The 23,953-nt window shown below is 41.7% G+C and carries 19 protein-coding genes, 1 pseudogene and 1 riboswitch; of the genes and pseudogenes, 17 read left to right on the plus strand and 3 right to left on the minus strand.

The features are described from left to right. Positions 1-395: 395 nt before the first annotated feature. A complete protein-coding gene (thiT, locus tag LC040_06845; GenBank protein ID WLR52605.1) occupies positions 396-983 on the minus strand; it encodes an energy-coupled thiamine transporter ThiT in 588 nt (195 codons plus the stop codon). A gap of 143 nt (positions 984-1,126) precedes the next feature. Beyond that, positions 1,127-1,228, minus strand: a riboswitch (TPP riboswitch). 70 nt (positions 1,229-1,298) lie between these two features. Continuing rightward, positions 1,299-1,883 (minus strand): glycerol-3-phosphate 1-O-acyltransferase PlsY, encoded by a 585-nt coding sequence (gene plsY, locus LC040_06850; GenBank protein ID WLR52606.1) that lies wholly within the window; start codon positions 1,881-1,883, stop codon positions 1,299-1,301. Between the two features lie 206 nt (positions 1,884-2,089). Between plsY and LC040_06855 the strand changes: the two genes are divergently transcribed. The 5 genes from LC040_06855 to LC040_06875 all read left to right on the plus strand — a co-directional run bounded on the left by LC040_06855 (position 2,090) and on the right by LC040_06875 (position 7,201). After that, a complete protein-coding gene (locus tag LC040_06855; GenBank protein WLR52607.1) occupies positions 2,090-3,835 on the plus strand; it encodes a glycosyl hydrolase family 18 protein in 1,746 nt (581 codons plus the stop codon). 200 nt (positions 3,836-4,035) lie between these two features. Then, on the plus strand, positions 4,036-5,142 hold the full coding sequence (locus LC040_06860) for a betaine/proline/choline family ABC transporter ATP-binding protein (protein WLR52608.1): 1,107 nt from the start codon (positions 4,036-4,038) through the stop codon (positions 5,140-5,142). A 20-nt stretch (positions 5,143-5,162) separates the two neighbouring features. After that, positions 5,163-5,798, plus strand: a complete 636-nt coding sequence (locus tag LC040_06865; protein ID WLR53219.1) for an ABC transporter permease — start codon at positions 5,163-5,165, stop codon at positions 5,796-5,798. An 11-nt stretch (positions 5,799-5,809) separates the two neighbouring features. Next, positions 5,810-6,718, plus strand: a complete 909-nt coding sequence (locus LC040_06870; protein WLR52609.1) for a glycine betaine ABC transporter substrate-binding protein — start codon at positions 5,810-5,812, stop codon at positions 6,716-6,718. Positions 6,719-6,787: 69 nt separating this feature from the next. After that, the gene (locus LC040_06875; protein ID WLR52610.1) at positions 6,788-7,201 is read left to right on the plus strand and encodes a CoA-binding protein; all 414 of its coding nucleotides are present in this window, start codon (positions 6,788-6,790) and stop codon (positions 7,199-7,201) included. Between the two features lie 35 nt (positions 7,202-7,236). Here the strand turns inward: LC040_06875 and LC040_06880 are convergent, their stop codons facing one another. Continuing rightward, a complete protein-coding gene (locus tag LC040_06880) occupies positions 7,237-8,370 on the minus strand; it encodes an IscS subfamily cysteine desulfurase (GenBank protein WLR52611.1) in 1,134 nt (377 codons plus the stop codon). 159 nt (positions 8,371-8,529) lie between these two features. Between LC040_06880 and nadB the strand changes: the two genes are divergently transcribed. From nadB to LC040_06940, 12 genes and pseudogenes are all read left to right on the plus strand, one after another. After that, positions 8,530-10,104 carry an L-aspartate oxidase gene (gene nadB / locus LC040_06885; protein ID WLR52612.1) on the plus strand — a complete coding sequence of 525 codons (1,575 nt, stop codon included), beginning with the start codon at positions 8,530-8,532 and terminating at the stop codon, positions 10,102-10,104. Position 10,105: 1 nt separating this feature from the next. After that, positions 10,106-10,990, plus strand: a complete 885-nt coding sequence (gene nadC / locus LC040_06890; GenBank protein ID WLR52613.1) for a carboxylating nicotinate-nucleotide diphosphorylase — start codon at positions 10,106-10,108, stop codon at positions 10,988-10,990. Between the two features lie 18 nt (positions 10,991-11,008). Then, a complete protein-coding gene (gene nadA, locus LC040_06895; GenBank protein WLR52614.1) occupies positions 11,009-12,118 on the plus strand; it encodes a quinolinate synthase NadA in 1,110 nt (369 codons plus the stop codon). A 306-nt stretch (positions 12,119-12,424) separates the two neighbouring features. Next, positions 12,425-14,392, plus strand: coding sequence for a DNA topoisomerase IV subunit B (parE, locus tag LC040_06900; GenBank protein ID WLR52615.1), 1,968 nt, complete (start codon positions 12,425-12,427; stop codon positions 14,390-14,392). Positions 14,393-14,395: 3 nt separating this feature from the next. Next, positions 14,396-16,828 (plus strand): DNA topoisomerase IV subunit A, encoded by a 2,433-nt coding sequence (gene parC, locus LC040_06905; GenBank protein WLR52616.1) that lies wholly within the window; start codon positions 14,396-14,398, stop codon positions 16,826-16,828. A gap of 135 nt (positions 16,829-16,963) precedes the next feature. After that, positions 16,964-17,587, plus strand: a complete 624-nt coding sequence (locus LC040_06910; GenBank protein ID WLR52617.1) for a TetR/AcrR family transcriptional regulator — start codon at positions 16,964-16,966, stop codon at positions 17,585-17,587. Positions 17,588-17,704: 117 nt separating this feature from the next. Next, entirely contained in the window at positions 17,705-18,847 is a 1,143-nt protein-coding gene (locus tag LC040_06915) for an acyl-CoA dehydrogenase (GenBank protein WLR52618.1), read from the plus strand. A 68-nt stretch (positions 18,848-18,915) separates the two neighbouring features. Then, positions 18,916-20,550 (plus strand): AMP-binding protein, encoded by a 1,635-nt coding sequence (locus LC040_06920; GenBank protein WLR53220.1) that lies wholly within the window; start codon positions 18,916-18,918, stop codon positions 20,548-20,550. A gap of 39 nt (positions 20,551-20,589) precedes the next feature. Further along, a complete protein-coding gene (locus LC040_06925; protein ID WLR52619.1) occupies positions 20,590-21,948 on the plus strand; it encodes an acetyl-CoA carboxylase biotin carboxylase subunit in 1,359 nt (452 codons plus the stop codon). A 15-nt stretch (positions 21,949-21,963) separates the two neighbouring features. Beyond that, positions 21,964-22,176, plus strand: coding sequence for an acetyl-CoA carboxylase biotin carboxyl carrier protein subunit (locus LC040_06930; GenBank protein ID WLR52620.1), 213 nt, complete (start codon positions 21,964-21,966; stop codon positions 22,174-22,176). Positions 22,177-22,212: 36 nt separating this feature from the next. Further along, positions 22,213-23,127 carry a hydroxymethylglutaryl-CoA lyase gene (locus tag LC040_06935; protein WLR52621.1) on the plus strand — a complete coding sequence of 305 codons (915 nt, stop codon included), beginning with the start codon at positions 22,213-22,215 and terminating at the stop codon, positions 23,125-23,127. Positions 23,128-23,144: 17 nt separating this feature from the next. Further along, positions 23,145-23,925, plus strand: a pseudogene (locus tag LC040_06940) (enoyl-CoA hydratase). Positions 23,926-23,953 lie beyond the last annotated feature (28 nt).

A 23,953-nucleotide genomic window follows, 5' to 3' on the forward strand; every position in this document is an offset into this window, starting at 1 on the left:
ATGTTTGAATAAAAGAAGGCATATCATTTATGTAACGATATTGTGTTTGAATATGTAAAGGGATGTCGACGGCTTCAATGCCATCCTGTTTATTATTCTGACCCAAATTAGCAAAAATTGACACAAAATCACCTCTCTACGTTCCGTGAAATATATGTTTCACAGAACTATTATAAATCATCTTGCAAAAAATGACGAGCAATAAGAAAGAAAAAGGTGGAATCCTATGAGAGTTTCATATATTAATTGTAAAAGAATTTTTCGTTTGCAGGTCTAATACCATTCATCGCAAGAGAAAAACAGTTTTAAAAGGAATCTGAGAGGTCATTTTTTTGGAGAGGTGTGGAAAAAACAAGAAAAACCTCACGCGATTTTCTTTCGCGTGAGGTTGCTTTTTAGTATTGGAGACTTTGTGTTGTTTTTGTTCGTTTAAATAACTGTGGTGATGTAAGCAGTAATCCATTTATAACAACTGCTCCAATAATAAAGATTGGAAGCATAAATGTTCCGTTATAAAGAAGAGAATATAACCATACAGGTGTTCCTTCAGGGGCATATTCACCAAAGAACACAACACCCGCTGTATAGTGACACATAAACCTTAAGAAGCTTGCGATGAAAACACCGAGCGAAACGTAAACGGCTGCTGTTTTCTTTTTATCTTCTTTCAGCTTTTGGCCAACCTGTTTTGCAAAGATGCCCGCTGTTCCAAGCAGTGTAAATGCAGCAATATAATCTAAGAATGCTTGAACAGGTGTTGCGATGAAAGCACCATTCATAAGATTTAATAGTCCGAGAATAAAACCTGACAGCAGTCCGCCGACAACTCCCCAGCGGAACGCAATTAAGAAAACAGGAATCATAGAGAGGGTGATGCTTCCTCCTTGCGGCCATAATCGAAACGAGAACAGCTCAAGCACAAAAGCTGCTGCTGATAGAATGGCAATTTCAATAAAAAAGACGAGTGGACGTTTTTTTATCATAGGTAAAATCCTCCTTGTTGCTAGAACCAAAGGATGGCTTAACAACCTAAGGATGCAGTGAAGGTTTCTTACGTAAAAAGCCGAGAACGCTTTTCACATAAAAAAGCAACACAGGTGGCATGATGGACCTGTATTGCTTTCGTCTCCATCAGAAGCCACATCCCTACGCTAGCATTAACTAACAGGTTGTAAGGGTCTGAACGTTAAGTTCACTCTCAGCCGAAAGGGCTCCCCTTGTGGTTCTGCTATTCTTTTATTCTTACTTTCACTATACAAAACGTGTGAGGGAAATGCAAATTTGATTGTGATACGCCTTTACATCCATTTTATTTTCGGTTCGGTCTTGTTTATAATCCGTTTAATATTAGCACGATGACGATAGACAACAAACGTTTCAAGAACCGCCACTACAATAATGAGCGGAAGATCAAGAAGATAAATACTGTAAGCAAGTCCAAATATTCCCGAAATCATCGAGGATAAGGACACATATTTCGTTATTTTAAGTGAAATAAAGAAGCTGATTAAGAGAATGAGAAACAAAATAGGGCTGTAAAACAGCAGTACGCCTCCAGATGTCGCGACCGCTTTTCCACCTCTGAAATTTGCAAAAATCGGAAACATATGACCGATAACGGCCGTGATCCCGGCAAGAAGTGGATGGATATCGCTCCCAAACCAGAATGGCAGGCTTGCAGCAAGTGTCCCTTTTAGAATATCAGCAATCGTGACAATCATCCCGGCTTTTACACCGAGTGTACGGAATGTGTTCGTTCCTCCTAAATTTCCGCTGCCATGTTCACGGATATCAATCCCATAGCCAACCTTTCCAACAATTAAGCCAGAAGGGATCGAACCGATTAAATAAGCTAAAATAAAAAGTATCACGGTTGTAAACATCGTCATAACTCCTTTTATTTAAATTCCTGTAAACAGATAAGTGCACGTTTCATTGTATCACGAATATTTCGTGACGGGGGAGCAAATTTCCTTCATTTAGATTCAGAGTTAATGGTTTCGCAATAATCGTGAAAATTTAGAAAAAGTCGTGTTTTCACTTCCCTTTTTTTACAGTTTCGATTACGATGTTAGGGGGAGGGAAGACGATGACAATCGAGGAAAGACAACGCAGAAAACGTCCGCCAAGACGGAACCTACTATACGCCGCACTACTTTCAATGTTCCTTTTCACTGTTACTATTATCCTGTTACTCTACCCTTTTCCTTCAAAAGAACAAGTGCCGGTATTTGAAGCCGAACATCCAATTCTTTTTGATAAAGGTCGTTACGAGCAGGAAGCTGTGCTGGAGAATGGAGATGTGTACGTCCCATTTACTTTTTTGCAAAAACATATTGATGAAAGCATCACGTATGATCCAATAAGCAGCTCCGTGATTGCAACCACAGCAAACAAAGTGCTGCAATATCCAAATGAAGCACTCGAATACTATTTAAATGAAAAGCCATTTCCGCTTCAAGCGCCTGTCGTTAAAGCAAAGGACAACGAAGTTTACGTTGCAGTAAAACCGTTTGAAGCATTATATGGTTTTAAGACATTATATAAGGAAGAAACTGGGGCAGTTATCATTCAACAAAACAGAGAAACCGTCTTGCCTGCAAAGGTTAAAAGTGAACAAAGCAAGCATAATCGCCGAATACGGTCACAACCTACCAAAACTTCGGCATATAAAGTGGAATTAAAAAGCGGTGCGTCCCTTACAGTTCAAAGTGAAAAAGAAAATTTCTATTATGTCCGTACCGAAACAGGGGCACAAGGCTATTTACCAAAGCAAGCTGTTATCATATTAGAACCTACTGAGTATACATTTGAAAATGAAACCGAGCAAGCGCCGCTTCCAAAGCTCGAGTGGCCGATTAATATGACATGGGAAGCTGTCTATTCCAAAAATCCAGACCCGAACAAGATTGAACCGATGCCTGGGGTGAACGTCATTTCACCGACTTGGTTTTCCTTAAGTGATGAAAGCGGTACAGTGTCAAATATTGCTTCCAGTGCTTATGCAAAGTGGGCAAAGCAAAATAATTACCATCTTTGGGCGCTGTTTTCAAATGACTTTAACCCTGAATTGACTCATGAAGTGTTATCTTCATTCGAAAAAAGGCAGCGAGTCATTCGTCAGCTTCTGGAATATAGTCGAACCTATCAGCTTGATGGAATGAATGTTGACTTTGAAAATGTGAATCTTGAAGACGGGCCTCTTGTTACACAGTTTATGCGTGAGCTTAGTGCTCGTATGCATCAGTCGGGGCTCGTCGTTTCGATGGATGTTACCTTTATTTCAGGAGCAGCAAATTGGTCAAAGTTTTATGAACGCGAGAAATTAGCAAACATCGTCGACTATATCGTTGTGATGGCCTATGATGAGCACTGGGGCACTTCTCCTGTATCCGGCAGTGTTGCGAGCTTGCCATGGGTTGAAAACAACTTAAAACGACTGCTTGAAGTTGTTCCGCATGAACGTGTGATCTTAGGTGTCCCGCTGTATACAAGGTTATGGAAAGAACAAACGACGGAAAATGGGAATATCGAGGTCTCCTCGGAGGCATACAGCATGGACGGTATCCAACAATGGTTAAAAAAGAATCAAATTACGCCGTCACCCGACCAAAAAAGCGGCCAAAACTATGCGGAATATGTAAATCAGAAAGAAAATGTGACCTATAAAGTTTGGATGGAAGATCCATATTCATTGAAACAACGCGGTCAGCTTGTACTTGATTACGAGCTAGCCGGTGTTGCGAGCTGGAGCCGCTACTTTGCCAATCAATCCGCATGGGAGGCTTTGCAAAGCTCATTGAAACAAAAGCAGCCGATTAAAGCAAATCAATAACACCTTCATTGGTACAATGTTAAACTAATTTAAGCTATCCTATAAAAAGGGTAGCTTTTTATTTTGATAGGAATACGTAGGGAAAGGAGGATTCAAAGCAAAAAAAGAAAATAACAGAAGCACTCGAAACGTTTTTGACAGCAGCTTTTTGGGTATTGAGAAGGAAGGCGGACTGTGAAAAGAGAGAAAGAGGGTAATCGATGATTCGATTTGAAAATGTATCCAAAAAATATCAAGACGGCACACTAGCAATCCAAAATATGAACCTAACAATTCCAAAAGGAGAACTTCTCACCTTAATCGGTCCAAGTGGTTGCGGGAAAACGACAACCATGAAAATGATTAACCGTTTAATCGAGCCGACGGAAGGAAGAATATTCGTCGATGAACAAGATATCAGTCAGACAAATCCCGTTGAATTAAGACGGAATATCGGCTATGTCATTCAACGGATTGGCTTGCTTCCGCATATGACCATTGAAGATAACATAGCGCTTGTACCGAAGCTGAAGAAATGGCCTAAACAAAAGTATGAAAAACGCGTTGATGAACTGCTTGACCTTGTTGGCTTAGACCCGCATATCTATAAAGGCCGTTATCCTGCCGAATTAAGCGGAGGCCAACAACAGCGGATTGGGGTTGTTCGGGCTCTTGCTGCAGAACCACCGGTTATATTAATGGATGAGCCATTTAGTGCACTCGATCCGATTAGCAGGGAACAACTTCAGGATGAACTGCTGCACTTACAAAATACGATACATAAGACGATTGTTTTTGTTACACACGATATGAATGAAGCGTTAAAGATTGCCGACCGCATGGCTCTTATGAAAGACGGAGAAATTATTCAATTAGATACACCACAAAACATTGTCCGCCACCCTAAAGATGATTTTGTTGCTGAGTTTATTGGCGACAAAGGAAACCCGCTTCAGCAGGCAGACCTCTCAAATATGGTTGTAAAATGGCCTGCTGTGAAAGAAAATGAACGTCTTTCATCGCTTCAATCACAGTTTGAAGCGAATGATGCAGAAGCATTGGTTGTAGTGGATGAACAAAATCACCCAGTTGGCATTATTACTGCAGAACAATGCCAACAATATCAAGACCAAATTGCCGAAAAGCAGATGAAAAATGTCAAAGTGATGCATGTAAAGAGCTCTTATCAAGAGGCTGCTACTGCTTTATCGACACATACCAATCCTTATCTTGCTGTTGTAAACGATGACGGCTACTATGCCGTATTGACGATGAAAAGCTTCGTAGATGGCATTGCCAATCTTCATCGACACAAGGGGGGAGCATAATGGAACAAAATGCATTCACTATGTTTTTAGAAACAATCTCAACGAGACAATCAGACATCCTGACAGGTCTTCAAGAGCACCTCATCCTTTCCTTTATAGCTATCGTGATTGCGATTCTTATTTCTGTTCCGCTTGGCATTTTCATTTCAAGAATTGGGAAGATGGCTGAATTGATTATCGGGATTACAGCGATTTTTCAAACCATTCCAAGCTTAGCCCTTTTCGGGTTTTTGATTCCGGTATTTGGTATCGGTAATACGACAGCAGTGATTGCACTCACCATGTATGCATTGCTGCCCATCTTACGAAATACATATACAGGCATCACAAGTGTCGATAATTCAGCGATTGAAGCCGGCAGAGGAATGGGGATGACGAATAGCCAAATCTTGCGGATGATTGAGCTCCCATTATCCGTCCCTGTCATTATGGCAGGCGTTCGAACCTCCACTGTCCTGACAATTGGCGTAGCAACACTGGCAACATTTGTCGGTGCAGGCGGACTGGGTGATTTGATTTACCGCGGGTTAAGCACATGGAATAATTCACTTGTTCTAGCGGGGGCCATTCCAGCCGCATTACTGGCAATTGGCTTTGATATTGTCCTTAAAATCTTAGAAAAAGCAACAACACCAAAAGGTTTAAAACAAGAATAGGAGGAAAGCAGTTGAAGAAATTATTCATTTTATTTGCGTCACTCGCATTACTTCTCACAGCTTGCGGAGGAAACGACGGTGGTGAGTCAGCAGATGGGAAAGATCCAATTATTATTTCAGGTAAAAAGTGGACAGAGCAATATATCTTACCAAACATTCTCGCAGAATACATAAAAGCAAAAACAGACTACCCTGTACAAATTAAAGAAGGACTTGGAGAAGTATCGATTTTAACACCAGCTATCCAAAAAGGCGACATTGATATGTATGTTGAATATACAGGTACAGGGCTTGAAGCCGTGTTAAAAGAAAAAGCAAACCCTGATGATACAGCAGAAGACATTTATAACCGTGTAAAAGAAGGGTATCAAGAGGAATACAACATTAAATGGCTTGAGCCGCTTGGATTTGAGAACGGCTATGCACTTGCTTATCCGAAAGAGAAAAACGAAGAATACAAAGCCAAAACATTTTCTGATTTAGTACCGCACTCTGAAAACATGTCATTTGGGGCTCCTCATCAATTTTATGAGCGTGAAGATGGCTATGATGCTCTCGTTGAGGCTTATGGTTTTAAGTTTAAAGAAGAAAAGAGCTTCGACCCTAACATTATGTACAAAGCAGTTGATGATGGTGAAGTTGGCGTCATCCCTGCATTTACAACGGATGGACGCATTGTCCGCTTCGATCTTCATACACTTAAAGACGATAAAAACTTCTTCCCACCGTACTATGCAGCACCGATTGTTCGTCAGGAAGTGTTAGATGAATATCCAAAGCTTGAGGAAGTCGTCAATGAGCTGGCAGGCAAAATTTCTGAAGAAGAAATGTCAGAAATGAATGCGAAAGTAGATATGGATAAGGAAAATCCGAAAGATGTGGCCGTACAATTCTTGAAAGACAAAGGCTTAATTGACTAATAAGCGTAAAATTAGCCAAATGTGTGAATTTTTCGATATAATCGCAATTAAGGGAAAGGAGGAAGAATCATGGCAATTGAAAATCCAACAAGAGATGAGATCGGAAAAATATTAAAAGAGAAAAAGCGCATCGCGGTTATTGGTCTATCAGACAACCCAGACAGAACATCTTATATGGTTTCAAAAGCGATGCTTGATAATGGATATGAAATTATTCCAGTTAATCCGAACGCGGAAAAGGTATTAGGTATTCAAGCCGTGAATTCATTAAAGGAGATTGATGTTCACATTGATATCGTCAACGTCTTTCGCCGCAGTGAGTTCTTACCTGAAATCGCGAAAGAAGCCGTTGAAGTCGGCGCTGATGTCTTCTGGGCACAGCTTGGTGTTGAAAATGAAGAAGCGTACAATTATTTAAAAGAAAACGGCATGACCGTCGTTATGGATCGCTGCATTAAAGTTGAACATGCAATGACGAAATAAACGTAAAGGGGCTGACACTTGTTCAGCCCCTTTGTTTATGCGGTATATTGGCGGATTGTACCTAACAAGGCACTTACGAGAAAGTCAACATCAGCGTCTGTTGTTTGTCTGCCAAATGAAATGCGGAACAATTCCTTTGCTTCTTGTTTGCTTTTTCCTGTAGCGGTCATGGTTTGCGACGGTGTCGTTTTGCCGATGCTGCACGCTGAACCTGTAGAAACCGCAGCCCCTCGTTTGTTGCATTCAAGCATCACGTATTGTCCTTCTATTCCGTGTATTCGTAAGCCGCAAATGTGTGGAAGCTGATGTTCATAACTGCCTTCCACCACCACCTCTGAAACTGCTTCTTTAAGAAAAGTAAGAAATCGTTCGCGTAACCGATTCATGCGTCTTGCTTCTTCTTCCATCTCTTCGACTATCTCCTCTGATGCAGTAACGAAGGAAGCGATGCCGGGGACATCTACTGTTCCAGGCTTAAAGCCTTTTTCATGTGTCGTACCAGGTATAAGGGAAACCCACTTATGAGCAGGGTTAATATAGCAGGCCCCTACCCCTTTAGGCCCGTATATTTTATGACCTGATAATGAAACAGCATCGACGTTCATCTCCTTAACATCGATTGGAAGCTTTCCAAATGACTGAACACAATCACTATGGAAAAAGACGTTGTTCTCCCGAAGAATACTCCCAATTGCTTGTAAATCTTGAATAGTACCTATTTCTGAGTTTACATGCTGAATGGATGCAAAAATCGTATCATCTTGAAGCGCTTCTTTTATATCCTCAACCTGAATTTTCCCTTCGAAGTCAGGTTTTACATAAGTGACATCAAACCCTTCACGTTCTAACATACGAAATACATTTCGAACAGATGCGTGTTCAACTTCGGTCGTAATCAAGTGCCGCCCCTGTTGTTTTCTCGCATACACGACAGACTGAATGACAAGCGCATTTGCTTCAGAACCTCCGCTTGTAAAATAAACCCCTTCGGCTTCTGCCTGCAAAAAAGAGGCAAGGACTGCTCGGCATTTTTCAAGGATCTCCTGAGCTGAAGAACCGATATCATGCAGGCTACTCGTATTTCCGTAATAGTTTCGTGCCGCTTCCTGGTAAGCGGTCAAAGCACGTTCACTCATCGGCGTTGTTGCTGCGTAATCAAAGTATCTCATTTTACTAGCCTCCATTATAAAAAAAGCAGTCGAATTCTATTTTCTTTAAAACACTTGTCAATAGTTTAATTATGTGTAAATATAGGTGTCAAGACATATGTTAATCTATTGTAAACATTTCGACATAAAGATGCCATATTACGTTGGAGGTTGGTGGGCATGCACAATGAAAAAGCGGCTGATGTTTTGATTGTGGGCAGCGGGATTGCTGCATATATGGCCGCATTGCAGATTTCAAAACATCATAAGCATGTATGTATCCTAACAAAATCTACTAAGAAGCATAGTAATTCTGTCAAAGCACAAGGCGGTATCGCTGCAGCCATCGCTCAAACTGATGACTGGAAGAAGCATTACAAAGACACCTTAACAGCTGGAGCCTTTCATAATGATGAAGAGCACGTCAAATTGCTTGTAAAAAAAGGGGCCGAAATGATAAAAAGCCTTCTACAGGAAGGGATGCCTTTTGACCGCGAAAAGGACGGTTCTCTCTCACTTGGAATGGAAGGGGCTCATTGTCAGGCAAGAATTCTCCATGCCGGCGGTGATGCGACGGGCTGGAATATGATGGCTTATTTTGAAAAACAACTTCAAGAAAAAGTCGAGTTCCGCACGCATCATACGGTCACCGATTTATTAATTGAAGATGGGCGTTGCATAGGTGTTAAAGTACGAGAGCCAAACGGCAGCATAAACCGGTTATATGCTTCAGCCGTCGTGCTTGCAACCGGTGGCTGTGGAAGCCTCTATTCTCACTCATCGAATGACCCAGCTGTAAGTGGTGATGGACTTGCGATCGCTTTCCGTGCAGGAGTCGAATTAGCGGACTTGGAGTTTATTCAATTCCATCCAACCCTCCTCACTATAAATGGCGAGTCATTTGGACTCATCTCAGAAGCGGTGCGTGGTGAAGGAGCTTTCCTTATCGATGAAGATGGAAAACGGATTATGGAGAACGCTCATCCATTGCAAGACCTTGCGCCTCGGGATGTTGTAGCTCGTGAAATCTATTATTCGCTTACAAAAGGCAAACAGGTCTTTTTAAATGTTTCGAATGTGAAAGATTTCGCAAGTCGTTTTCCAACGATAACAAGGCTGTGTCAAACAAATGGTGTTGACTTGGAGAAAGGACTCATTCCAGTGGCACCAGGGGCTCATTTTACAATGGGCGGTATTGTGACAAATCAACATGGTCAAACATCACTACCTGGGTTGTATGCAATCGGCGAAGCAGCCTGTACCGGTGTTCACGGAGCCAACCGCCTTGCTAGCAACTCTTTACTAGAAGGGTTAGTGTTTGGCAGTGAGTGCGCTAAGCATATTGTTGCTGAGCCTTCTAGAAACCTTTCAAGCTTATATACTAGCAGTCGCACAATGAACCGAAAGCAAACTTATACACTTCCAGCAAAATCCGATATCCAACGTGTAATGATGGAACACGTTGGCATCATCCGCACCAACGAAACACTCGAACAGGCGAAAGCATGGTTTGAACAGTATATGCCGGCTCTTCAAAGCTTGCCAGAAGACCTTTCTGAAAATGATAGTACGATTGTGAACATGATCACAGTAGGATGGTTAATTACAACCTCTGCGTTATTAAGAAAAGAAAGCAGAGGCGCACATTATCGAAGTGATTATCCACTTGAAGAACAGTCTTTGGCAAAAAAACGGATCATACGCACATTAAAGGAATGGAAACAACCTGATGTGGCCGCAACAGGAGTGAGATAAGATGAACCAGTTAAAATTAAAACAGAAAATGCAGGAATTTTTCATTGAAGATATCGGTGATGGAGATGCAACAAATGAGCATTTGTTCCAATCAACCGACATCACAGAAGGCGAATTTTTATTAAAACAAGATGGTGTGCTCGCTGGCATCAGCTGCATTGAAGCCGGCTATAAGCTTCTTAACCCGAATATTGAAGTAGAAACCCTTCAAAAAGACGGTGAATTCCTTCAAAAAGGAGCCGTTCTTGCGAAGGTGAAAGGGCCTGTAAAAGATTTATTAACAGGCGAGCGAGTTATTTTAAATTTGTTGCAGCATATGAGCGGCATTGCAACGACGACAAAACAGGCCGTTAACGCATTAGACAGTACGCATACGCGGGTGTGTGATACGCGAAAAACACTGCCAGGGCTTAGAATGTTTGAAAAATACGCTGTTACATGCGGGGGCGGTTATAATCACCGGGTTGGTTTATATGACGGTGTTATGCTAAAAGACAACCATATTGCATATGCAGGCAGTATCACAAACGCTGTACAAATGATCCGAAGCCGTATCGGACATATGATAAAAATTGAAGTTGAAACCGAGTCTATGGAGCAAGTACTAAAAGCAGTCGAGGCTGGAGCAGATGTGATTATGTTCGATAATTGCACCCCTCAGCAAGCACAGGAGTATGCTACAGTTGTACCGAAACCAATCATCACAGAAATATCAGGAGGCATTACCCCTTATAATATTGCTTCCTATCGTGAAACAAATGTCGATTATATCTCACTTGGATACTTAACCCAGTCCGCTCGGGCGCTTGATATCAGCTTTAACTTGAAGGAAAGCATAAAATACAATCATAACGCCGTAGTATGTGAAACGATTAACAACAAATGAGGAGGAACGAAAACTGCCATGGGTGTTCTTGATTTATTAAACAGCACATCACAAGTGATGCTGCCTGAAAAATATCGTGAAATGACAACAGAAGAAATGGAACAACGCGTACGAGAAATTAAAGACAAATTCGGGGATGCTCTGTTTATCCCTGGGCATCATTATCAAAAAGACGAAGTGATCCAGTTTGCAGATGCAGCAGGGGATTCCCTTCAACTTGCACAATTAGCAGCAAAAAATGAAGCAGCCTCATACATTGTTTTTTGCGGCGTTCATTTTATGGCTGAAACAGCGGACATTTTAACGCAAAAAGAACAAAAAGTGATCCTGCCAGATATGCGAGCAGGCTGTTCAATGGCTGATATGGCGAATCTAAAGCAAACCGAACGTGCCTGGAGTGCGATTCAGCAACAATTTGGTGATACTGTCATCCCACTCACTTATGTCAACTCGACAGCAGATATTAAATCGTTTGTCGGCATGAATGGCGGCGCGACCGTTACTTCATCAAATGCGGTTGAAATGGTTAAATGGGTCTTTACGCAAAAGGAACGCATCCTCTTCCTGCCTGATCAGCACCTTGGCAGAAACACAGCTTACAAGTTAGGTATCCCGCTCGATGAAATGGCGGTGTGGGACCCTGTTAATGAAACTTTTATCTGTGAAGGCAGTCTTGAGAAAGCAAAAGTGATTTTGTGGAAAGGACATTGCTCGGTTCATGAGAATTTTACAGTGAAGAACATTGAACATATCCGTCAAACAAAGCCTGATATGAAGGTGCTTGTTCACCCTGAGTGTACGTGGGAAGTGGTTCAGCAATCTGATTACAACGGTTCGACTAAATATATTATTGATATGATTGAACAAGCAGCGCCGGGAAGCAAATGGGCAATTGGAACAGAAATGAATCTTGTCAAACGCTTAATCCAGCAGCATTCGGATAAGGAAATTGTTTCACTTAATCCGTATATGTGCCCGTGTCTTACGATGAATCGAATTGATTTGCCGCATTTGCTTTGGTCGCTTGAAGAGCTTGAGAACGGGAAGGTGATGAATCAAATTATCGTTGACGAACATACAGCACGTTTAGCGGAAAAAGCATTGGAAAGAATGTTAGAAAGAGCATAAACCTTTGAGAAGATGGCCGTCTTTATTGGTCATCTTCTTTTCTTTCATAAGCAAATTGTAAGGCTGAAAAAACGAAAGTATTGAAAATACGCAGGAAATCTGCCCTGTTAATACGAACTATTATTGAACCGTTATCATTCGATTCATTCAAAAAATTACTTCGAAGTGATTGGTTTTATGCAAAAGAAAAGCTACAATAAAAAATGCCGCTTAAAAAAAGAGCGATTCATTTCACCTTAAATAGAAACATACGTTCTGTTATGGTAAAATAAACATATGACTGTATCTTGAAAGGAGCAAAAGTCATTGGCTACGAAACAAAACTTTGATTATAACGATGATGCGATTCAAGTTCTCGAAGGGCTTGAAGCAGTCCGAAAGCGTCCGGGAATGTATATCGGAAGCACGGATGGACGCGGGCTGCATCATCTTGTATATGAAATTGTCGATAATGCGGTCGATGAAGCATTATCAGGACATGGCGAACTCATTGAAGTAACGATACATAAAGATAATAGTATCAGCGTCCGGGATGAAGGACGCGGAATGCCGACAGGAATGCACCGTATGGGGAAACCAACCCCTGAAGTCATTCTTACTGTGCTCCATGCCGGCGGTAAATTTGGACAAGGCGGCTATAAAACAAGCGGCGGCTTACATGGTGTCGGTGCTTCTGTCGTAAATGCCTTATCCGAATGGCTAGAAGTCAAAATCATGCGGGATGGAAGTATCTACGAGCAGCGGTTTGAAAATGGTGGTGTGCCTGTTACAACGCTTGAAAAGAAAGGCTCAACACGTAAAACAGGAACGACCATTCACTTTAAGCCGGACCCGTCCATCTTTTCAGTAACGAAATACAACTATGACACGTTAAGTGAGCGTTTACGTGAATCTGCTTTTCTTCTTAAAGGCTTAAAGATTGTTCTTCGTGATAAACGTCATGATAAAGAAGAAACGTTTCATTACGAAAGCGGGATTGAAGCTTTTGTAGATTTTTTGAATGAAGAAAAAGATGTGATGCATCCAGTTGTATCATTTGATGGCCAACAGCTGGGGATTGAAGCGGAATTTGCGTTTCAATTTAATGACGGCTTTTCAGAAAGTGTCTTATCGTTTGTTAACAACGTGCGGACGAAAGACGGCGGCACACATGAAGCTGGAGCAAAGACAGCGATGACACGTACGATGAACGAATATGCAAGAAAAGCCGGTTTGCTCAAAGAAAAGGATAAAAATCTAGAAGGAACGGATATTCGTGAGGGGCTCACAGCGATTGTATCTGTTCGAATCCCAGAAGAAATGCTTCAGTTTGAAGGCCAGACAAAGAGCAAGCTCGGTACGAGTGAAGCACGGTCAGCCGTTGATGCGGTTGTTTCGGAAAAGCTTGCTTACTTTTTAGAAGAAAATGTCGACATTAGTTCGATGCTGATTAAGAAAGCTGTTAAGGCACAGCAAGCGCGTGAAGCGGCGAGAAAAGCACGAGAAGATGCACGCAGCGGCAAAAAGCGCAAACGTAAAGATGCCATGCTAAGTGGAAAATTAACACCAGCACAATCCCGAAACCCGAGTCGAAATGAATTGTATTTAGTGGAGGGTGATTCAGCAGGGGGTTCTGCTAAGCAAGGGCGTGACCGTCGCTTTCAAGCTGTTCTGCCGCTTCGGGGTAAAGTAATCAATACTGAAAAAGCAAAGCTTGCTGATATCTTTAAAAATGAAGAAATTAATACGATTATCCATGCAATCGGAGCGGGTGTCGGACCTGAATTCGATCTTGAAGATACTAACTATGACAAAATCGTCATTATGACTGATGCAGATACCGACGGCGCGCACATTCAAGTACTGCTTTTAACCTTCTTCTATCGGTATATGAAACCACTTGTGGAAGCTGGGAAAATTTTTATCGCCTTGCCTCCGCTTTATAAAGTGAGCAAAGGAAGCGGCAAAAAAGAAGTGATTGAATATGCGTGGGAAGAAAAAGAATTGCAAGAAGCGATCAAAAAAGTTGGTAGAGGCTATACGATTCAGCGTTATAAAGGTCTTGGTGAAATGAATGCAGACCAGCTGTGGGAAACGACAATGAACCCCGAAACACGGACATTGATTCGTGTAAGGATTGAGGACATTGCCCGTGCTGAACGCCGCATAACAACTTTAATGGGTGATAAGGTCGAACCTCGCCGGAAGTGGATTGAGTCCAATGTAGCGTTTGGCTTAGATGAAGAAACAAATATTCTTGAAAATGATAACCTTGCAGTGATGGAGGAGGACTAGGTTTTGGCGCAGACAGAAAAACTATTAGATTTACCGCTTGAAGATGTCCTTGGCGACCGCTTCGGGCGTTATAGTAAATATATTATTCAAGAGCGCGCTCTTCCTGATGCGCGTGATGGGTTAAAGCCTGTACAGCGTAGAATCCTGTATGCGATGTACAAAGAAAATAATACAGCAGAAAAAGCATTTCGGAAGTCCGCGAAAACGGTTGGTACGGTAATTGGGAACTACCATCCACATGGCGATACCTCTGTATACGATGCAATGGTACGAATGAGCCAGGACTGGAAGGTGCGGAATGTCCTTATCGAAATGCACGGGAACAACGGAAGCATTGACGGTGATCCGCCTGCAGCGATGCGTTACACAGAAGCCCGCCTTTCTGCCATTGCTTCTGAATTATTAACGGATATTGATAAAGAAACAGTCGGCTTCACCCCTAACTTTGATGATACACTGCAAGAGCCTGTAGTCTTGCCGGCAAGCTTTCCAAACCTGCTTGTAAACGGTTCGACTGGTATCTCTGCAGGTTATGCGACAGATATTCCGCCTCATCATTTAGGTGAAGTGATTGAAGGTGTTATTAAACGGATCGACTCACCTAACTGTACACTTGATGATCTGATGGAAATCATTAAAGGACCCGATTTCCCAACAGGTGGTATTATCCAAGGCATTGATGGGATTAAAAAAGCCTATAAAACAGGGAAAGGCCGAATCGTTGTACGCGGGCTAGCGGAAGTGGAAAAAATCCGCGGCGGCCGGGAGCAAATTGTTATTACAGAAATCCCCTATGAAATGAACAAAGCGAATCTTGTTAAAAAAATGGATGAGCTTCGGATTGACCGTAAAGTGGAAGGGATTTCTGAAGTGCGTGATGAAACAGACCGAACAGGCTTGCGAATCGTCATTGAGTTAAAAAAAGATGCACAGGCAGACGGTGTATTAAACTACCTTTATAAAAATACGGACTTACAGATTTCGTACAACTTTAATATGGTTGCCATTCATCATAAAACACCACAGCAAATGGGGCTACTGCAATTTTTAGATGCGTATATTGACCATCAAAAAGAAGTAATCACAAACCGCTCCCGTTATGAATTGCGAAAGGCAGAAGAACGTCATCATATTGTAGAAGGCCTAATGAAGGCGCTGTCGATTCTAGATGAAGTGATTGCAACCATCCGTGCTTCAAAAGACAAGCAAGATGCTAAACGTAACTTAATGAAAGAATATGAATTTACTGAACCGCAAGCGGAAGCTATTGTCTCGCTTCAATTGTATCGTCTAACGAATACCGATATAACAGCGCTTAGAAAAGAATCAGAGGAGCTTGAAAAGAAAATCGCGGAGTTAAACGAAATTCTCGCAAGTGAGAAAAAGCTACTACAAGTCATTAAAAAAGATCTTCGCCGCGTAAAGAAAACGTATGCTGATGATCGAAAGACACGAATCGAAGAAGAAATCGAAGAATTAAAAATTGATTTAGAAGTCATGGTTCCAAGTGAAGATGTAATGGTGACAGTGACAAAAGACGGTTATATTAAGCGGACAAGCCTTCGTTCTTATGCTGCTTCAAACGGAAAAGATATGGGAATGAAGGAAAACGATTATGTATTAGGACAGTTTGAAATTAATACGACAGAAACATTGCTTGTTTTCACAAACCGTGGAAATTATTTATACTTGCCTGTTCATGAATTACCAGATATTCGCTGGAAAGACCTTGGCCAGCATGTTTCAAGTATTGTGCCGCTCGACAAAGAGGATGAACTGATTGCGGCTTATCCTGTTAAAGATTTCAAAGAAGAAAAGTATCTCGTCTTCTTTACTAAAAACGGGATGGCGAAAAAATCAGAATTAAACAAATATCAAGCACAACGTTACTCAAAACCGCTGGTCGCTGTAAATTTGAAAAAGGATGATGAAGTGAAAAACATTGTCATCACTTCCGGAAAACAAGATTTATTGATTGTAACGCGAAATGGCTATGGACTTCGCTTTAATGAAGAAGAAGTGAGTATCGTCGGGCCACGGGCAACCGGGGTGAAAGGCATTAACTTAAAGCAGGGTGATGAAGTGGCCACCGGCTTTGCATTAGAGGATGAAAAGCCTTACCTCTTTATCGCTACGCAGCGTGGTGCCGTGAAGAAAATGAAGCTCGATGAATTCGAAGCGGCTTCACGTGCCAACCGTGGCGTTGTGATGCTGCGTGAATTGAAGACAAATCCGCATAAAATTACGGCCGCTCTGCAAACAGATAACCAAATGGCCGTCCTGCTTATCACCGAAAAAGAAGCAATCGAAACAGTGAAGATTAAAGATTTACGTCCAGCTGACCGTTACAGTAACGGCTCCTTTGTTGTTGATACAAGTGAGACAGGAAACGTAACAGAAGCAAGAGTAGATGAACAAATAAATGAAACAGAATAAGATGAAAAGCCGGCTGTTCTATGTATAGCCGGCTTTTATTTGAGGAAAAATTGTAATACAATTATAAAAAAATATGCATTTAGGATTTGAATTTTCTGAATTTTGTTGTATACTAGTTTTCAAGGAGTTAATCATATGAAAAATATTAAAGAACGCATTATCGAAACATCCTTAAAGCTTTTTGAAGCACACGGTTATCATGGTGTAACCGTAAAGCAAATTGTTGAAGAATCAAACACATCAAAAGGCGGCTTCTATCACTACTTTCAATCCAAAGACGAACTTCTCTATGTCATCCACGATCTCTTTATTACATACGCCTTAGAAAAAGCAATTGAAGCTATTGAAACGTACCATACACCAACAGAAAAGCTGTTTGCAATTATCCAGTCACATGTAAAGGTATTTGATTTGTACAAATCACACATTTCAGTATTTTATCAAGAAAGCAATTACTTAAAACCTGAATACCATGAGAAAATTCGTCAAAAACGTTACCAATTCAGGACGATCCTGTTCGATGTTGTCGAAGAAGGAATCCGACAAGGCGAATTTCGCAGCGAGTTACCCGTTGATATTACTGGGATGTCGATTCTCGGTATTGTGAACTGGACTTATAAGTGGTATCGCAGAGATGGAAAGAAATCAATTGATGAGATTGGGTCCATTTTTACAGATTTTATTTTGAACTCTGTTCTGACGGACGAGACGAAACATAATGAAAAATATAAGACTCTTTTTTTAAAGAGTCAGGCATGAAAGTAACTTTTATTGAATACAATTAAAGCGCTTTCATTTTTTAATGAAAGAAACAGACCAACTGGTCGGTCTGTTTTCTAATATATCTTTTGTTTGTTAATTTAAGGGGGAGAAGAAATGAATTTTGAATTGACGAAAGAACAACAAATGATTCGTGACATGGTGCGTGATTTTGCTCAAAATGAAATCCGCCCGAAAGCAGAACACTATGACAAGACAGCTGAGTTCCCAGAAGAAACATTTAAGAAAATGGCGGAGCTAGGTATGCTTGGCATTCCATTCCCTGAAGAATACGGCGGTTCTGGCGGGGATACGATTTCTTACGCAATGGCTGTTGAAGAAGTCGGAAAAGCATGTGGAGGTACAGGTCTTAGCTATGCCGCTGCTGTTTCCTTAGGTGCAAGCCCAATCTATTATTTTGGTACAGAGGAACAAAAGCAAAAATACCTTATTCCACTTGCACAAGGTGAAACACTCGCTTCTTTTGGTTTAACAGAACCAAATGCCGGTTCAGATGCAGGCGGTACTCAAACACGCGCAGTCCTTGATGGTGACGAATATGTCATTAACGGTGAAAAGTGCTGGATTACAAATGCAAGCTATGCAAGAACAGTAACCGTAACAGCAGTAACTGGAAAAGATGAGCGCGGTAGAAATATTATTTCTGCATTTATCGTACCAACTGATTCACCTGGATTTACAATTAACAGCAACTACGAAAAGATGGGTGTCCGAGCTTCCAATACTTGTGAGTTAATTTTAGAGGATGTTCGCGTTCCGAAAGAGAATCTATTAGGAGACCCGCAAAAAGGGTTTAAACAATTTTTGTATACGTTGGATGGAGGACGTATTTCAATTGGTGCACTTGCTTTAGGGATTGGGCAGGCTGCTTTTGAACGTGCCTTAGCGTACTCGAAAGAGCGTAAACAGTTTGGTCAGCCGATTTCCAACTTCCAAGCGATTCAATTCAAGCTTGCGGATATGGCAATGGAACTTGAATTAGCACGTAATATGATTTACAAGGCTGCTTGGTTGAAAGATAATAAGAAACCGTTTACAAAAGAATCAGCCTATGCAAAGCTGTATGCTTCTGAAGCAGCGTTCCGTGCATGTAACCAAGCGATTCAAATTCATGGCGGTTATGGTTATATGAGAGAATATGAGGTTGAAAGAATGCTTCGTGATGTGAAGTTAATGGAAATTGGTGAAGGTACGTCAGAAATCCAACGACTCGTTATTTCTAGACAGCTTGGATGTTAACCTTAAGGTCAATCGTCTCTTGGTCACGCGCACTTTACTATTAAAGAGGGGGACCATACATGTCAGAATTGTTAAATGTTACTGTTGGCAAGTTGCTTGAGGATGTCGCCGCTAAACAACCTGATCATGAAGCTGTCGTTTATGCAGACCAAGACCTACGCTATACGTATAAGGAATTTGATGAAGTGTGCCGTCAAACTGCACGAGGCTTGATGAGCTTAGGCCTTCAAGCTGGAGAGCATGTGGCGATTTGGTCAACAAATACGCCTGAATGGCTGACTTGCCAGTTTGCAACAGGAAAGATGGGCGCTGTGCTTGTAACAGTGAATACAAACTATCAAGCTGCAGAGCTCGAATACTTACTGAAACAATCAGATTCATCCACGATTATCTTAATGGAGCAATTCAGAGACCATTCCTATATTGATACATTGTATAAAGTTGTTCCAGAGCTGAAAACAGCAGAGCCTGGTAAATTACAATCAAAGAAAGTGCCAAAGCTTAAAAACGTTATTGTGCTTGGTGAAAACAGCTATCCAGGTACATATTCTTGGAACGATATCATTGCGATGAGCGACAATGTTTCAGAAGAACAGCTTGATGAACGAATGAATGGGTTAAGCCCTGATGATGTGATTAATATGCAATATACCTCTGGAACGACTGGTTTTCCAAAAGGGGTTATGCTGACACATAATAATCTGACAAACAATGCTCTTAATATCGCAAGCTGCATGAAGTTAACAAATGAAGACCGCCTATGTATTCCTGTTCCATTCTTCCACTGCTTTGGCTGTGTACTTGGAACAATGGCGTGCGTCACAGTTGGGGCCACAATGGTGCCTGTCCAAGAATTTAATCCAAAGCAAGTGCTTCAAACAGTCCAAGACGAAAAATGTACAGGGCTTCACGGCGTACCAACAATGTTTATCGCCGAATTAAATGACCCTGAGTTTGAAAAATATGACCTCTCTTCATTGCGTACAGGGATTATGGCTGGTTCAAATTGCCCGATTGAAGTAATGAAAGCGGTTGTAAATAAAATGGGTGCAAATGAAATTACGATTGCTTATGGCCAAACAGAGTCTTCACCTGTTATAACGCAAACACGCACTGATGACCCGATTGAGCTTCGTGTTTCATCTGTCGGAAAAGCGTTGCCGAATGTAGAGGTAAAAATTGTTGAGCCTGGTACAAATCAAGTCGTGCCTCACGGTGTACAAGGAGAATTGTGTACACGAGGGTATCATGTAATGAAAGGCTATTACAATAACCCAGATGCTACTCAAGATGCCATTGATCCCGACGGCTGGCTTCATACTGGCGACTTAGCTGTTATGGACGAAAACGGCTATTGTAAAATTACCGGCCGACTGAAAGATATGATTATCCGCGGCGGGGAAAATATCTATCCGCGTGAAATTGAAGAATTTCTCTATCAGCATCCAAAAGTGCTTGATGTTCAAGTAGTCGGGGTTCCAGATGAGAAATATGGAGAAGAAATTATGGCTTGGCTGATTCTAAAAGAAGGAGAAACAGCAACTGCCGAAGAAATACGTGAATACTGCAGTGGGCAAATTTCACGACATAAGATTCCACGTTATATTGAATTTACGGATCAATATCCAATGACTGCGTCAGGGAAGATTCAAAAATTCAGATTACGGGAACAATCTATGGAAATGTTAAATTTAAACGCATAAATACCACGTCTTGGGGGGAAAACAGAGGAGGAAGATACTGTGTTTAAAAAAGTGCTTATTGCAAACAGGGGAGAAATTGCGGCAAGAATTATCAGAACATGCGAAAGATTAGGAATTCAGACAGTCGCTGTTTATTCAGAGGCTGACGTGGACGCACCGCACGTGAAAATGGCCAATGAAGCGTATTTAATTGGGAAACCACGTGTGAATGAAAGTTATTTACAGGTTGATAAAATCATTGAAACAGCAAAAGAAGCTGGTGCTGAAGCGGTTCATCCTGGTTATGGTTTGTTAAGTGAAAACATTGACTTTGCAAAGAAATGTGAGGAGGCAGGGCTGACATTCATCGGCCCTTCCGCTGATGTTATTGGCATGATGGGAAGTAAAATCGAAGCACGTAAAGCGATGGAAAAAGCAGGCGTCCCAATTGTTCCGGGCATTGCTAAGCCGATTGAAGATGCTGATGCAGCTGTCGAAATTGCAAAAAAAATGGGCTATCCGGTTATGCTGAAGGCTTCTTCAGGCGGAGGCGGCATCGGGATGCAAATTGTCCGCAATGATGCTGAACTGCAGAAAGGCTTTGAAGGCAATCAAAAGCGTGCCACTATGTTTTTTGGCGACGGTGCGATGTACTTAGAGAAATACATTGAAAACCCAAGACATATTGAAATTCAAATCTTAGCAGATAAGAAAGGAAATACCGTCTACTTGTTTGAGCGAGAGTGTTCCATTCAACGCCGTCACCAAAAGGTCATTGAAGAAGCACCTTCTCCTTTCTTAGATGAAGAAACTCGCAAGAAAATGGGTGAAGCTGCTGTAACTGCAGCGAAAGCGATTGGGTATGAGAATGCAGGAACAATTGAGTTCTTAGTTGATGAGGATAAGAACTTCTATTTTCTTGAGATGAATACCCGTCTGCAGGTTGAACACCCGATTACAGAACAAGTGACTGGTACAGACCTAGTCGAATTACAGCTTCGCGTTGCTTCAGGAGAAGACCTTCCTTGGCAGCAAGACGAGCTGACATTGAGTAATCATGCGATTGAAGCGCGTATCTATGCTGAAGACCCGAAGACATTTTACCCAGCGCCTGGTCAAATCACGGCACTAGAGCTTCCGGAAGGCCCGCATATTCGACATGAATTAGCGGTTCACGGTGAATCTAAGGTAACCCCTTTCTATGATCCGATGATTGCTAAGCTCGTTATCACAGGTTCAACGCGCGATGAGGCAATTAAACTTTTAGAAGAGGCTTTAGAAGGTTATGAAGTAACAGGTATAAAGACAAATATCCCGATGCTAAAAGATGTCGCAAAGCATGAAAAGTTTAAAGAAGGCGAGACGACAACAAATTTTGTAGAGAAATATTATCTTAAAGAACTAACACAAAAGAATTAAGAGGAGGCAATGAAGATGGCAGTTCTAAACTCAAATATGGCAGGTAACGTGTGGAAAGTCGTTGTAAATGTAGGTGACCAAGTGGAAGAAGGACAAGACATTGTAATCTTGGAATCAATGAAAATGGAAATTCCAGTGGCAGCAGAAAGTGCAGGTACTGTTCAAGAGTTGAAAGTAAATGAAGGGGACTTTGTTAACGAAGGAGACCCGATTGCGGTTATCGAATGACCGACCACTCAGTCTAAGTTGTAAAGGAGGCTTTCGATGTATTTACCAAGCAATGTAACAATCAAAGAAGTAGGACCACGAGACGGTCTTCAAAATGAAAAAGCATTCATCTCAACAGCAGATAAAATCGAGTGGGTCAATAAGCTTTCTGAAACGGGCTTATCTTATATTGAAGTCACGTCGTTTGTCCACCCGAAATGGGTGCCACAATTGAAAGATGCGGTTGAGGTTATGAAAAGCATTAAGCGGAAAGAAAACATTACGTATGCGGCGCTCGTTCCAAATCAAAAAGGTTTGGAACTGGCGCTTGAAGCGGATGTCGATGAAGTGTCGGTCTTCATGTCCGCAAGTGAAACGCACAATAAGAAAAATATAAATAAAACGATTGAAGAAACATTTCCTATCTTAAAAGAAGTCGTCGATGAGGCTCGCAATGCTAATAAAACAGTGAGGGGATATGTATCAACTGTTTTTGGCTGTCCTTATGAAGGGGATATATCGATCGAAAATGTTCTTCGTGTTTCTGAGAAGCTATTTAAACTTGGAATCGGGGAGCTGTCGATTGGCGATACAATTGGTGTTGCTAATCCTAAACAAGTGGAAGAAACATTGCAAGCTCTTACGGCAGTTGTTCCAAAAGACAGCATTGCTGTGCATTTTCACAATACGCGTGGAACCGCGCTTGCAAATGTATTAGCTTCACTTCAAGCAGGAATTACGAAGATTGATAGTTCACTAGGAGGACTTGGTGGTTGTCCATACGCCCCAGGGGCTTCAGGAAACCTTGCAACAGATGACCTGCTTTACATGCTTTCTGGCATGGGAATTGAGACAGGTATTGATTCAGAAAAATTGCTGGAAGCTGCGAATTTCATTCAATCTAAAATCGATAAGCCACTCTCAAGTCATGCGCTTCAAGTCGAGCGTGCTAGCTGTGAGAGTTCCAGATAATTTGGGAGGACGTGTTGATGAGTCAAACAGTTTTGGTCGAACGTAGTGAATATGGAGTTGTAACGATTACATTGAATCGTCCAGAAGCGGCGAATGCATTTTCAAGACAGATGCTGTACGACATGCATGAAGTGTTAACAGAGATTAAGTTTGATAGCTCTGTACGCTGTGTCATTATTACAGGGGCTGGTGAGAAAATTTTCTGTGCTGGAGCGGATTTGAAAGAACGCGCTGACATGAAAGTAGAGGTAAAGAAAACCGTCGCGCTTATCCGCTCGACAATGGATGAAATCGAATCACTACCACAGCCGGTCATCGCCGCAATTAATGGTGCTGCATTCGGCGGAGGGCTTGAGCTGGCCCTATCCTGCGATATCCGAATTGCTTCAGATAATGCAAAAGCAGGCTTAACAGAAACATCTCTTGCGATTATCCCCAGGGGCAGGCGGTACACAACGTCTAACACGCCTAATCGGAAAAGGAAAAGCGAAAGAATTAATCTTCACTGCAGCACGGTTGACTGCCCAAGAAGCAAAAGAATACGGCATTGTCGAGCATGTTGTAAGTCAAGAAGAGCTGCTTCAAAAAGCCAATGAAATTGCTGATAAGATTTCCGCAAATGGCCCAATCGCAGTTCGCCAAGCAAAGCTTGCAATTGATAAAGGCGTAGAAGTTGACCTACAAACAGGCTTAAAAATTGAAGAAATGGCCTATGCTATAACGATACCAACAAAAGACCGTATAGAAGGTTTGCAAGCATTTAAAGAAAAACGAAAACCGCAATATAAAGGAGAGTAGTGCGATGAGTACAAACATGAAGGAGGAC

Origin of the sequence: Bacillus tianshenii, from assembly GCA_020524525.2 — a bacterium.
Classification (GTDB): domain Bacteria; phylum Bacillota; class Bacilli; order Bacillales; family Bacillaceae_N; genus Bacillus_AV.